General features: G+C 68.0%; 11 protein-coding genes. All 11 read left to right on the forward strand.

All coding sequences use genetic code 11. The annotated features are described in order from the left end of the window. Nucleotides 1-951, forward strand: a complete 951-nt coding sequence (rsmH, locus tag AC1DX5_RS19020; protein WP_478016816.1) for a 16S rRNA (cytosine(1402)-N(4))-methyltransferase RsmH — start codon at nucleotides 1-3, stop codon at nucleotides 949-951. Beyond that, on the forward strand, nucleotides 951-1,583 hold the full coding sequence (locus AC1DX5_RS19025; protein ID WP_465174066.1) for a hypothetical protein: 633 nt from the start codon (nucleotides 951-953) through the stop codon (nucleotides 1,581-1,583). The genes rsmH and AC1DX5_RS19025 overlap by 1 nt, the downstream gene beginning before the upstream one ends. Continuing rightward, nucleotides 1,580-3,307: a peptidoglycan D,D-transpeptidase FtsI family protein gene (locus AC1DX5_RS19030; protein ID WP_465169517.1), complete on the forward strand. Its 1,728-nt coding sequence runs from the start codon at nucleotides 1,580-1,582 to the stop codon at nucleotides 3,305-3,307. The genes AC1DX5_RS19025 and AC1DX5_RS19030 overlap by 4 nt, the downstream gene beginning before the upstream one ends. After that, nucleotides 3,304-4,719, forward strand: a complete 1,416-nt coding sequence (locus tag AC1DX5_RS19035) for a UDP-N-acetylmuramoyl-L-alanyl-D-glutamate--2,6-diaminopimelate ligase (RefSeq protein ID WP_478016760.1) — start codon at nucleotides 3,304-3,306, stop codon at nucleotides 4,717-4,719. Before AC1DX5_RS19030 ends, AC1DX5_RS19035 begins: the two co-directional genes overlap by 4 nt. A gap of 94 nt (nucleotides 4,720-4,813) precedes the next feature. Further along, complete coding sequence (locus tag AC1DX5_RS19040) at nucleotides 4,814-6,193, forward strand: UDP-N-acetylmuramoyl-tripeptide--D-alanyl-D-alanine ligase (protein WP_478016764.1); 1,380 nt, start codon at nucleotides 4,814-4,816, stop codon at nucleotides 6,191-6,193. After that, nucleotides 6,193-7,263 (forward strand): phospho-N-acetylmuramoyl-pentapeptide-transferase, encoded by a 1,071-nt coding sequence (mraY, locus tag AC1DX5_RS19045; protein ID WP_478016768.1) that lies wholly within the window; start codon nucleotides 6,193-6,195, stop codon nucleotides 7,261-7,263. Before AC1DX5_RS19040 ends, mraY begins: the two co-directional genes overlap by 1 nt. Then, nucleotides 7,260-8,543 carry a UDP-N-acetylmuramoyl-L-alanine--D-glutamate ligase gene (gene murD / locus AC1DX5_RS19050; protein WP_478016771.1) on the forward strand — a complete coding sequence of 428 codons (1,284 nt, stop codon included), beginning with the start codon at nucleotides 7,260-7,262 and terminating at the stop codon, nucleotides 8,541-8,543. The genes mraY and murD overlap by 4 nt, the downstream gene beginning before the upstream one ends. Continuing rightward, nucleotides 8,540-9,763, forward strand: a complete 1,224-nt coding sequence (locus AC1DX5_RS19055; RefSeq protein ID WP_478016774.1) for an FtsW/RodA/SpoVE family cell cycle protein — start codon at nucleotides 8,540-8,542, stop codon at nucleotides 9,761-9,763. Before murD ends, AC1DX5_RS19055 begins: the two co-directional genes overlap by 4 nt. Beyond that, complete coding sequence (gene murG / locus AC1DX5_RS19060; protein ID WP_478016776.1) at nucleotides 9,760-10,920, forward strand: undecaprenyldiphospho-muramoylpentapeptide beta-N-acetylglucosaminyltransferase; 1,161 nt, start codon at nucleotides 9,760-9,762, stop codon at nucleotides 10,918-10,920. The genes AC1DX5_RS19055 and murG overlap by 4 nt, the downstream gene beginning before the upstream one ends. Then, on the forward strand, nucleotides 10,917-12,332 hold the full coding sequence (gene murC, locus AC1DX5_RS19065; protein WP_478016779.1) for a UDP-N-acetylmuramate--L-alanine ligase: 1,416 nt from the start codon (nucleotides 10,917-10,919) through the stop codon (nucleotides 12,330-12,332). The genes murG and murC overlap by 4 nt, the downstream gene beginning before the upstream one ends. Then, entirely contained in the window at nucleotides 12,329-13,231 is a 903-nt protein-coding gene (gene murB / locus AC1DX5_RS19070; RefSeq protein ID WP_465169509.1) for a UDP-N-acetylmuramate dehydrogenase, read from the forward strand. Before murC ends, murB begins: the two co-directional genes overlap by 4 nt. The last annotated feature ends 15 nt before the right edge of the window (nucleotides 13,232-13,246 follow it).

The following is a 13,246-nucleotide window of genomic DNA, read 5'->3' on the forward strand; positions in this document are numbered from 1 at the left end:
CTGTCTGTCCCCGCGCCGCATGTCCCCGTGCTGCTCGACCAGGTCGTCGCCGCGCTCGCCGTTACCCCGGGCGAACGTCATGTCGATGCGACCTTCGGCGCGGGCGGCTATACCCGCGCTCTCCTGTCCAGCGGCGCGATCGTGTTCGCGTTCGATCGCGACCCCGATGCGATCGCGGGCGGGCGGGCGATGGAAGCGGCGTCGGACGGTGCCCTCACGCTGATCCCGGCGACCTTTTCGGCGCTTGATGCCGAGCTGGAGGCGCGCGGCGCGGTGCCGGTGGACGGCGTGACGATGGATATCGGCGTGTCCTCGATGCAGCTCGACCAGGCCGAGCGCGGCTTTTCCTTCCAGGCGGACGGGCCGCTCGACATGCGCATGAGCCAGGAAGGCGAGACCGCGGCCGACTTCGTCAACCATGCCGACGAAGCGGTGATCGCCGACGTGCTGTACAATTATGGAGAAGAGCCGCGGGCCCGCCGGGTGGCGCGCGCGATCGTCGCCGCGCGCCCGATCGCGCGGACGGGCGAGCTCGCGCACGTCGTTCGCCGGGCGCTCGGCTACAAGCCGCACGACAAGAAGGATCCGGCCACCCGGACCTTCCAGGCGATCCGGATTCATCTGAACAGGGAACTCGACGAGCTCGCCGACGGCCTTGCCGCGGCGGAGCGGGTGCTGAAACCGGGCGGCCGGCTGGCCGTGGTGACGTTCCACTCGCTCGAGGACCGGATGGTGAAGCGATTCCTGCGCGAGCGCAGCGGATCGCTGCCTGGCCGGTCCCGCCATCTTCCCGAATTGACGGCCAATGCGAAGCCGAGTTTCGAGAATGTCGGTCGCGCGGTGCGCGCCGACGACGCCGAGATCGCGCGTAACCCCCGCGCGCGATCGGCGACCTTGCGGACAGCGTTGCGGACCGATGCCGCAGCCTGGACTTCTGAAGGAGCGTTGTGATGCTTGCGTATGCTTGGAAGAGTCTCGGTTGGTTCCTGGCCGGCGTCGCTGTCGCGCTGGGCTTTCTGCTCGTGCCGTTGCAGGTCGCGGCGGAGCGCAAGAAGCTGGACAAGACGGTGGCGCTGATCGCCCAGGCGCACCGCGACATCCGCGCGCTCGAGACCGAGTTCGACACGCGGGCCAACCTTGCCCAGCTCGAGAGGTGGAACGGCGACACGCTGCGCCTGACCGCGCCGGCGGCGGCCCAGTTCGTGGCCGATGAGGGCGCGCTCGCGTCGCTCGACCTTAGCCAGGGCCAGGCCGCGACGGTGCAGACCGCGTCGCTGGTCGTGCCCGCTTTGCCCGACGGTTCGACCATGCGCCCGGCGGCGACGCCGGCGGTGGCGACGCGGATCGTCGAGACCACGCCCGCCGTGGCGCAAGCTCCGGCTCCCGTCACGGTCGCCGCGGCGACCCGCGTGGCGGCCAAGCCGATCCGGACGGCGGCTGCGGCGCCGACGACGACGCCCGGGCGCACCGTCCGGAGCGTCAAGCCGCAGGCGGTGGCGCTCCTCGACCGCAAGCTGCTCAGCGATTCGACGATCGGCGACCTGTTCAGCGGTGCCCGCACGGAATCGGGGCGCATGCGTTGACCGCGCTCGTCGCACGCCCGCTGCCACAGCGCCGCCCGACCGGCCAGCGCCATGCGCTGGTCGCGACGGCGCATGTGCGGCTGATGATGCTGATGCTACTGATCGCCGCCGGCTTCACGCTGGTGATCGGGCGCATCGCGATGCTCGGCTTCGTCTCGGAGCCGACCAGCACCCAGGGACCGGTATCCGGCATCATGCAGCGCGGCGACATCCTCGACCGCAATGGCGAGCCGCTGGCGCGGACGATCGAGGCGTGGACCATCGGCGTGCATCCCGGCAAGCTGCTCGGCGACAAGCGCGACCTGGCGGCGAAGCTCGCCGCCGTGCTGCCGGGGCATGACGAATCCTGGTATTATGCCAAACTGACCTTGCCGGTGAGCTTCACCTATCTCGATCGCCATGCCTCGCCCGCCTTGGTCAACGCCGTGCACGCGATCGGTGAGCCGGGGCTTGCCTTCGCGCGCGAGCCGGAGCGTCTCTATCCGCAGACGACCATGGCGGCGCATGTGCTCGGCTATATCGGCCCGACGGGCGACGACAGGCGGATCATGGGGCGTGCGGGAATCGAGCGGGCGTTCGAAGACCAGCTGACCAGCCCCTCGACGCGCGGCACGCCGGTGACCCTGTCGATCGACAGCCGCGTCCAGGCGGCGATGGAGAGCGAACTGGGTCGGGCGATGCTCTCGTTCAAGGCGCGATCGGCCACGGGCATCGTGCTCGACGTCCACACCGGCGAAGTGATGGCGATGGTGTCGCTGCCGGTCTACAATCCCAACAAGCTTGCCGGCACGAGCAGCGATGCGCTGCGCAACAACGTGACGCAGAGCGTGTACGAGCTGGGATCGACCTTCAAGCCGATCACGATGGCGACCGCGATCGAAAGTGGCGTCGTCACCTCGATGGCGCGGCGCTTCGACGCGACTGCGCCGCTGCATGTCGGCGGCTTCACCATCCATGACGACCATGCGCAGAAGCGTTTCCTCGACATGCCCGAGGCGCTGATCCATTCGTCGAACATCGTTACCGCCCGCATCGCCGACGAGATCGGCAAGGATCGCATGGCGGCGATGTTCAAGGCGATGGGCTTCGACACGCGCCCGGAGATCGAGCTGCGCGAGAAGCAGAAGCCGATCTGGCCGGTCTTCTGGGCGCGTACCACGGTGATGACCACGGCCTATGGCCATGGCATCGCGGTGACGCCGCTGCACCTCGCCAACGCCTATGCGACCCTCGTGAACGGCGGCATCTGGCGGCCGACGACTCTGCTCAAGGTCGCGCCGGGCAAGGCGCCGGAGGGCCGCCGCGTGCTTTCCGAGGCAACCAGCGCGCGTATGCGCCAGCTGCTGCGGCTGGTCGTGACTCAGGGCACCGGCCGCAAGGGCGAAGCGCCGGGATACCGCGTCGGCGGCAAGACCGGCACGGCCGAAGTCGCTGGTGCGGGCGGTTATTCGAAGAAAGCGAACGTCTCGACCTTCGCGGCGGCTTTCCCGATGGACGCGCCGCGCTATGTGGTGATCGCCATGCTCGATTCGCCCATCGGCAATGCCGAATCCTTCGGTCTCACCACCGCCGCCTGGACCGCGGCCCCGGTCGTCAGCCGCGTCATCTCGCGCACTGGCGCGATGCTGGGCGTGACGCCCGACGACCATCGCGACGTCGATGTCTCGGAGCTGCTGCCGCTGCTCTGGCATGCTCCGGGCGAGAACCCGGCGGACGCCGAATGAAGCTTGGCGCGCTGACCGGTGGAGCGGAGGACGCGACGGTCACCGGCTTCGCGATCGATCATCGCAAGGTGGCGCCCGGCACCGTGTTCGGTGCGTTCGAGGGCGCGCAGGTGAATGGCGAGGATTTCATTCCGGCGGCGATTGCCGGTGGGGCGATCGCCGTGGTCGCCCGGCCGGAGGCGCGCGTCGAGGGCGTGGCGCACATCGCCGACGTCAATCCGCGCAAACGCTTCGCCGGCCTGGCGGCGCGCTATTTCGCGCCTTTCCCGGGGACTGCGGTCGCGGTGACGGGCACCAACGGCAAGACCTCGACGGTCGAGATGACCCGGCAATTGTGGCGGATGACCGGCTTCCATGCCGCGTCGATCGGGACCCTGGGCGTGACCACGGCGGACGACCAGGTCTCGACCGGCCTGACCACGCCGGACATCGTCACCTTCCTGTCGAATGTCGCGGGGCTGGCGCGCGAGGGCGTGAGCCATGTCGCGTTCGAGGCGTCGAGCCATGGGCTGTCGCAATATCGCACCGAGGGGCTGCCGGTGCAGGCGGCTGCCTTCACCAATCTCAGCCGCGACCATCTCGATTATCATGGGACGATGGACGCCTATTTCGAGGCCAAGCTGCGGCTGTTTTCCGACGTGGTGGTCGATGGCGGCGCGGTGGTGGTGTGGGCCGATGATGCCCATGCGGCGCGGGTGATCGATATCGCGCGGGAGCGGGGGCTTCGCGTGCTGACGGTCGGCACCCAGGGCGAAACGCTGAAGCTGGTGTCACGCGATCCGACCCTGCTGGGACAGGGGCTGGTGATCGAGGCCGAGGGCAAGGCGCACAAGGTGATGCTGCCGCTCATCGGCGCCTATCAGGCAGCGAATGCGCTCACAGCTGCAGGGCTGGTGATCGCTACCGGCGGCGATGTGGCGCAGACCCTGGCGGCGCTCGGCCGGCTGCAGCCGGTGCGCGGGCGGCTCGAGCGCGCGGTGATCGCGCGGAGCGGGGCGCCGGTCTATGTCGATTATGCGCATACGCCCGACGCGCTGGAGGCAGCGATCGCGGCATTGAAGCCGCATGTCGCCGGCCGGCTGATCACGGTGTTCGGCGCGGGCGGAGACCGCGACCAGGGCAAGCGGGCGCCGATGGGCGCGGTCGCGGCGGCATTGTCCGACAAGGTCTATGTGACCGACGACAATCCGCGTTCCGAGGATCCGGCGGCGATCCGCTCGATGGTGATGGAGGGCGCCCCCGGCGCGACCGAGATCGGATCGCGGCGCGACGCAATCGGCGCGGCGATCGCCGAGGCGGGGCCGCGGGACATCGTGCTGGTCGCCGGCAAGGGACATGAGCAGGGGCAGATCGTCGGCGATCTGGTGCTGCCGTTCGACGATGTGAGCGTCGCGCGGGAGATGGCGGCATGATCCATTTTCCGTTCGCTTCGAGCGCAGTCGAGAAGCAGGCGCGCAACAAGTGTTTCTCAACTGCGCTCGAAACGAACGGCGGAGGGGTGGTGCTGTGACCGCTCCCCTCTGGACCTCCGCCGAGATCGCGGCCGCCACCGGCGGGACCGCATCGGCCGACTTCGCCGCCAGCGGCGTCACCTTCGACTCCCGTGAGGTCGGCCCGGGCGATCTGTTCGTCGCGCTGAAGGGCGAGGCGAGCGACGGGCACAAATTTCTCGATCAAAGCTCCGAGCGGGGAGCGTCGGGTGCGGTTGTCAGCGTATCGACACCGCACCCGCATGTTTTGGTCGCCGATACGATGGCGGCACTGGAAGATCTGGCGCGCGGCGCGCGGGCGCGCACGGACGCGAAGATCATCGGCGTGACCGGATCGGTCGGCAAGACCAGCACCAAGGAGGCGCTGTTCGCGGCGCTCGATCGTGGTGCGCCCGGCACCGCGCATCGGTCGGTGAAGAGCTACAACAATCATACCGGCGTGCCGCTGAGCCTCGCGCGCATGCCGGCGGCGAGCCGGTTCGGTGTGTTCGAGATGGGCATGAACCATGCCGGCGAACTGGCGCATCTGACCACATTGGTGCGCCCGCATGTCGCGATGGTGACCGCCATCGCCCCCGCACACACTGCCTTTTTCCCCGACGAATCCGCCATTGCCGACGCCAAGGGCGAGATCTTTGCCGGGCTCGAGCCGGGTGGGGTGGCAATCATCCCGTATGACAGCCCGCATCGCGACCGGCTGATCGGCCATGCCAGGCCCCATGCGGCCAGGATCGTGACCTTCGGGCTCGACCAGGGCGCGGACGTCCGCGCGATCGAGACGATGCGCACCGCGAGCGGCGGAACCTTCATCACGGCATCGCTGGGCGAGAAAGAGCTGAGCTTCACCGTCGGCCAGCCCGGCATGCACTGGGTGTCGAACGCGCTGGCGGTGCTGGTGGCGGTCGACGCGGTCGGCGGCGATCTTGCGATGGCCGGGCTTGCCCTGGCGGAACTGAGCGGGCTTGCCGGGCGCGGCGCCCGGTTGACGGTGCCGGTCGCGGGCGGCGAGGCGCTGGTCATCGACGAGAGCTACAACGCCAATCCAAGCTCGATGCGCGCGACCCTGGCGGTGCTCGGCGCCGAGAAGGCGATACGCAGGATCGCGGTACTGGGCGAGATGCGCGAGCTCGGCGAGAAGAGCGACGCCTATCACGCGGGGCTGGCCGAACCGATCATCGCGGCAGGCGTCGAACGGGTCATTCTGGTCGGTGAAGCGATGGCGGCACTGGCGAACGCGCTTGAGGGCAAGGTCGATTTCGTTCATGTGGCCGATGCCGCCGCCGCGCGGACGAGCCTGTCGGCATTGCTGGCGCCGGGCGACGCGGTTCTCATCAAGGGTTCGAACGGAGTCGGGTTGGCGAGCGTGGTCGCCGGTTTGGCGAACGGGACAGCATAATGCTCTATTTGATCGCCAATTATCTCGGTTTTCCGGGCCTTCTCAATCTCTTCCGCTATCAGAGCTTTCGGTCGGGCGGCGCGGTCGCGACGGCTTTGTTCATCGGCCTGATCATCGGTCCCCGTTTCATCGGCTGGCTGCGCGTGCGGCAGGGCAAGGGGCAGCCGATCCGCACCGATGGACCGCAGAGCCATCTGGCCAAGCGCGGCACGCCGACCATGGGCGGGTTGATGATCCTGACCTCGCTCACCCTCTCGCTCCTGCTGTGGATGCGATTCGACAACCCGTTCGTCTGGGCCTGCGTGTTCGTGACATTGGGGTTCGGCGCGATCGGTTTCCTCGACGACTATGACAAGGTGAGCAAGGCCAGCACCAAGGGCGTTTCGGGCAGGATGCGCCTGCTCGGCGAGTTCGCGATCGCGGCGATCGCGAGCGCCCTGATCGTCCATGAGAACGGGACGCATCTCTATCTGCCCTTCACCACCGGCGTCTCGATCGACCTGGGCTATTTCTACATCGTCTTCGCGGCGTTCACGATCGTGTCGTTCGGCAACGCGGTCAATCTGACCGATGGGCTCGATGGCCTGGCCACCATGCCGGTGATCATCGCCTCGGTGACGTTCATGATCATCGTCTACCTGGCGGGCAATGCGAAGTTCGCGGCCTATCTCGGTATCCCGCACGTGCCGGGCGCCGGCGAGCTGGCCATCTTCTGCGGCGCCATCGTTGGCGGCGGGCTCGCCTTTCTGTGGTTCAACGCGCCCCCGGCGGCCGTCTTCATGGGCGACACGGGCAGCCTGGCACTGGGCGGCGCGCTGGGTGCCATCGCCGTCGTCGCGCACCATGAGATCGTGCTGGGCATCATCGGTGGCCTGTTCGTGATCGAGGCGCTGTCGGTCATCATCCAGGTGTTCTTCTACAAGCGCACCGGCAAGCGTGTGTTCAAGATGGCGCCGATCCATCATCATTTCGAGCAGCTCGGCTGGAGCGAACCGACGGTCGTGATCCGTTTCTGGATCATCGCGCTGGTGCTCGCGCTCGCAGGCCTGTCGACCTTGAAGCTTCGGTGATCACCAGCCCCACCTGGCGCGGCAAACGCTACGCAGTGCTGGGGCTTGCACGCTCGGGCGCGGCGACGGTGCGCGCGCTGGTGGCGAGCGGGGCCGCGGTGACGGCGTGGGATTCGAACGAGGCGGCGCAGGCAGCGGTTGGCGGAGCGATCATCGCCAACCCGGAAGAGATCGATCTTGCCGGCTTCGACGGGCTCGTCGTGTCGCCGGGGGTGCCGATCAATCGCCACCCGGTGGCTGCCAGGGCGCGCGCGGCGAACGTCCCGATCATCGGCGATATCGAGCTGTTCGCGCAGGCGCGGGCCAGCCTCCCGGCACACAAGGTGGTCGGGATCACCGGCACCAACGGCAAATCCACCACGACCGCGCTGATCTACCATATCCTGGAGACCGCGGGCGTCCCTGCGCGGCTCGGCGGGAATATCGGCAAGCCGATCCTGGGCGAGGAGCCCTTGTCGGAAGGTGGCGTCTATGTACTCGAGCTGTCGAGCTATCAGATCGACCTGACCACCAGCCTGGATTGCGATGTCGCGATCCTGCTCAACATCACACCCGACCATCTCGATCGCTATGACGGTTTCGAGGGTTATGCCGCCTCCAAGGCGCGGCTGTTCGCGATGCAGTCGCCCGATCACGCTGCGATCGTCGGGATCGGCGATGCCGCCTCGGCCGGGATCGCGCGGTCACTGTCGGCGCGGGGCGAGCATCTGACCAGGATCGCGCCGGGCATCTGCATGGACCAGTCGCGTTGGCCGTCGCTGCAAGGGCCGCACAATGCCCAGAACGCGCTCGCCGCGATCGACGCGTGCACGGCGCTCGGCGTCGATGACACAGCGATCGAACGCGGTCTGGCGAGCTTCAAGGGTCTGCCGCACCGGATGGAGCGGGTCGCCGCGCATCGCGGCGTGGCGTTTGTCAACGACAGCAAGGCGACCAACCCGGAATCCACCGCGCCGGCGCTTGCCGCCTTCTCGCACATCCACTGGATTCTGGGCGGGCAGGCCAAGACCGATGACCTGGATGCCTGCGCTCCCTGGTTCGGGCACGTCGCGCGCGCTTATACGATCGGCGAAGCCGGACCGCGGTTCGCCGCTATCCTGAAGCCGCTGATGCCGGTCGAGCAAAGCGGCACGCTTGAGGCAGCGGTGAAGAGCGCGGCGGCGAACGCCGCGGCGGGAGACACGGTGCTGCTGTCGCCGGCCTGCGCGTCGTTCGACCAGTTCCGCGATTTCGAGGATCGCGGCGATCAGTTCCGCGCGCTGGTCGAGGCGTTGCCATGACCAGGACCGGCTCCGGCACGCTGACGCTGTGGAAGCGCATGAAGGGCGAAGGCGGTCGCGGCGACCGTTCGGCGCTCGGCATGTGGTTCTGGGATATCGACCGCGTGCTCCTGCTGCTCACGCTGTTGCTGATCGCGGTCGGGCTGATCGCGGTAGGCGCTGCCTCGCCAGCGGCGGCGACGCGCTATTCGGACGACAAGCATCATATCCCGCCGCTCTTCTATCTCTGGTGGCAGCTGGCCTGGGTGTGCGTGTCGCTGCCGATCCTGTTCACCGTGTCGATGCTGCCGGTCGCCATCGCGCGGCGCATGGCGCTGCTCGGCACCGTCGCCTGCCTCGTGCTGCTGATCGCGGTGCCGTTCTTCGGGGTGGAGAAGAATGGTTCGACGCGCTGGCTCAATTTCGGCGTGTCGCTGATCCAGCCGTCGGAATTCCTGAAACCCTTCTTCATCGTCACCTGCGCCTGGCTGTTGTCGATGCGCGCCAAGGACGAGTCGCTGCCGGTGGTGATCATCACCGGGGCGATGACCGTGCTTGTCGCGGCGCTGCTGATGCTTCAGCCCGATTTCGGCCAGACCATGGTGTTCGTCGCGGTGTGGCTGGCGTTGCTGATGATCGCGGGGACATCGCCCAAGGTGATGGCGGCGCTGATCGGCTGCGTGCCGGCCGGCGTGATCGCCGCCTATCTCTTCTACGGCACGGCGCGGACACGCATCGACGCCTATCTCTTCCCCAACGCCGAGGGGGCGGGGGGATCCGACCATTTCCAGACCAACGCGGCGCACGACACGATCACCGGGGGCGGCTGGCGCGGCACCGGGCCGGGCGGCGGATCGATGAAATTCCGCCTGCCCGAAGGGCATACCGACTATATCTTCTCGGTGATCGGCGAGGAATTCGGGCTGATCGCCTGCATGATCATCGCGCTGCTGTTCCTCGCGATCGTCGTCAGGGTGTTCGTGAAGCTGCTCGACGAACAGGACGAGTTCCGGCTGTTCGCCGCCGCCGGCCTCGCGACTCAGTTCGGCACTCAGGCGCTGATTTCGATGGCGGTGAACACCGGGCTCGCCCCGTCCAAGGGCATGACCTTGCCCTTTATCAGCTATGGCGGATCGTCGATGATCGCGCTGTCGATCGGCATGGGCATGTTACTGGCTTTCACCCGGCGCAATCCCTTCGTATCGCGGTCGCCTTATATCGCACGATGGAGCGGGGAATGACTCAGGCACGGCATTTCGTCCTCGCCGCAGGCGGCACCGGCGGCCATATGGTCCCGGCAGCGGCGCTCGCGGCCGAACTGATGAAGCGCGGCCATCATGTCGCGCTGATCAGCGACGATCGCGGCGTCCGTTTTCCCGGGCTGTTCGAGGACGTGCAGACTCATGTGCTGCCGGCCGGGCGTCTCGCCGGCGGGCCGCTCGGCTGGGCGCGCGCGGCGTCGGCGATGCTCAAGGGCCGCGCGATGGCGATCGAGCTGTACCGCACCTTCCGCCCCGCGGCGGTGATCGGGTTCGGCGGCTATCCCGCGCTGCCGGCGCTGCTCGCCGCGTTCCACCAGAAGATCCCGACCGCGGTGCATGAGCAGAATGCGGTGCTGGGGCGCGTCAACCGGCTGGTCGCCGGCAAGGTCAGCGCCATCGCGACCTCCTATCCCGATGTCGCGCGGCTCGCGCCGAAATATCGCGGCAAGACTCACCTGGTCGGCAATCCGGTGCGCGATTCGGTGCTGGCGCTGCGTTCCAGGCCCTATCCGCTGCTTGAAGAGGACGGCATCTTCCGTGTGCTGGTGACCGGCGGCAGCCAGGGCGCCAACATCTTGAGCCGGGTCGTGCCGGAGGGGCTATCGCTGTTGCCAGTGAGCTTCCGCCGGCGGTTGCAGGTGACGCATCAGGCGCGGATCGAGGATATCGATGCGGCCCGGGCGAAATATGCCGAACTGTCGATCGCGGCCGACCTTGCGACCTATCTGCCCGACCTGCCCGAACAGCTTGCCTGGGCGCATCTCGTGATCGCCCGGGCCGGCGCGTCGACTCTGGCCGAGCTGACCGTGGCGGGCCGGCCCGCGATCCTCGTGCCGCTGCCGAGCGCGACGGACGACCACCAGACCGCCAATGCGCGCGAAATGACCGAGGCCGGCGGCGCGCGCACGATCGACCAGCGCAGCTTCACCCCGGTCGAGCTGGCCAGGCAGATGCAGAAGCTCGGGCTGGACCCCGTGGCGCTGCAGAACGCGGCGGGCCGTGCGCGCAGCTGCGGCCGTCCCGACGCCGCGCGCGACCTCGCCGACCTGGTCGAGAATTTGAACGACACGCCCGGGGACATGCCGATCGGCGTGCCGATCCCGATGGGCAGCAATGGAAAGCCGCTTTACGCATGAAGGGTGTCGCAACCGATATCGGCACGATCCATTTCGTCGGAATCGGCGGGATCGGCATGTCCGGCATCGCCGAGGTGMTGCACAATCTCGGCTACAAGGTGCAGGGCTCCGACATGGCGGAGGGCTATGTCGTGCAGGGCCTGCGCGACAAGGGCATCACCGTCCATATCGGCCAGAAGGCCGAAAATCTCGCCGACGCGGTGGTGATCGTCACCTCGACGGCGATCAAGCGCGGCAACCCCGAACTCGAGGCCGCGCTCGAGCGCCGCATCCCGGTGGTGCGGCGCGCGGAGATGCTGGCCGAGCTGATGCGGCTGAAATCCACCGTCGCGGTCGCCGGCACGCACGGCAAGACCACGACGACGTCGATGATCGCGGCGCTGCTCGACGCGGGCGGCGTCGATCCGACCGTGATCAACGGCGGGATCATCAACAGCTACGGGTCCAACGCGCGGCTCGGCGCGAGCGACTGGATGGTGGTCGAGGCCGATGAAAGCGACGGCAGCTTCCTGCGGCTCGACGGGACGATCGCGGTCGTCACCAACATCGATCCCGAACATCTCGACCATTATGGCTCGTTCGACGCCGTGAAGGACGCGTTCGTCGAGTTCGTCGAGAATGTGCCCTTCTACGGCGCGGCGCTGCTCTGCCTCGATCATCCGGAGGTCCAGGGCATCATCCCGCGCCTGCGCGACCGCCGCGTGGTAACCTACGGCTTCTCCGCCCAGGCCGATGTGCGCGGCGTCAACGTCACGCCCATCCCCGGCGGCAATCGTTTCGAGACCATCGTGCGCAACCGTGACGGGACAAGCCGCTCGATCGAGGGGATCGAGCTGCCGATGCCGGGCCGCCACAATGTCCAGAACGCGCTCGCCGCGATCGGCGTGGCGCTCGAGCTCGGCATCGACGATGCCACGATCCAGCAGGGGTTCAGCAAGTTCGGCGGGGTGAAAAGGCGCTTCACCAAGGTCGGCGAGGTGCCGCTCGACGGCGGCGTCGTGACGATCATCGACGATTACGGTCATCACCCGGTCGAGATTCGCGCGGTGCTGTCGGCGGCGCGCGAGGGCGTCGAAAGCCGGGTGATCGCGGTGGTGCAGCCGCATCGCTATTCGCGGCTCGGCGACCTGATGGAGGAGTTCCAGCAGGCGTTCAACGATGCCGACATGGTCTATGTGACGCCGGTCTATGCCGCGGGCGAGGCGCCGGTCGAGGGGGTCGACGCGGAAGCTTTGGTCGAGGGCATCAAGCGGCGCGGCCACCGATCGGCGGCAACGATTGCCGATGCCGATGCGCTTGCGACGACGCTGGCCGGGGTGGCCCGGCCGGGCGACATGGTCGTATGCCTCGGGGCGGGGGACATCACCAAATGGGCTGCGGGCCTCGCCGATGCGATCGAGGCAGCGCGATGAGCAATGTCTGTCATGCCTTGCCGCCGCTGCAGGGCACGGCCGTGCATGACGGCAGCCTGGCCGACTTCATCTGGTTCCGCACCGGCGGGCCGGCCGAATGGCTGGTGCGGCCGAAGGACGTGCACGACCTGTCGGTGTTCCTGGCCGGGCTCGATCCCGAGACGCCGGTGCTGCCGGTGGGGGTCGGATCGAACCTGATCGTGCGCGATGGCGGCGTGCCCGGGGTCGTGGTGCGCCTGCCCAAGGCGATGGCGAAGACAGTCATTGAACCGGGCAACCGGGTGCGCGCCGGTGGCGCGGCGATGGGGATTTCCGTCGCGAGCGCCGCACGGGACGCTGGCATCGCCGGGCTGGAGTTCCTGCGCGGCATTCCCGGCACGGTCGGCGGCGCGGTCAAGATGAATGCGGGCGCTTATGGCCGCGACACGTCGGATATCCTGATCGAGGCGACCGTCGTGACACGCTCGGGCGATGTCGAGATCTGGCCGGCGGCGAAGTTCGGTTATGTCTATCGCCATTCCGATCTACCGCCGGGTGCCGTGGTGGTCGAGGCAGTGTTCGGAGGTACGCCAGGCGATCCGGCGGTGATCGGCGCCGAGATGGACCGGATCGCGGCCGAGCGCGAGGCGTCGCAGCCGCTGCGGTCACGCACGGGCGGATCGACCTTCAAGAATCCCGACGGCCACAAGGCCTGGGCGCTGATCGACCAGGCGGGCTGTCGCGGGCTGACCCGCGGCGACGCGCAGGTCAGCGAGAAGCATTGCAACTTCCTGCTCAACCTCGGCCGCGCGACCAGCGCGGAGATCGAGGCGCTGGGCGAGGAAGTGCGCGAGAAGGTGAGGGCGACGTCCGGGGTCGAGCTCGAATGGGAGATTCAGCGCGTGGGCGTAAAGAAGTGAGCTTGCACGTCGCAG

The sequence above is a fragment of the Sphingomonas sp. P2_B6 genome (genome assembly GCF_056404755.1).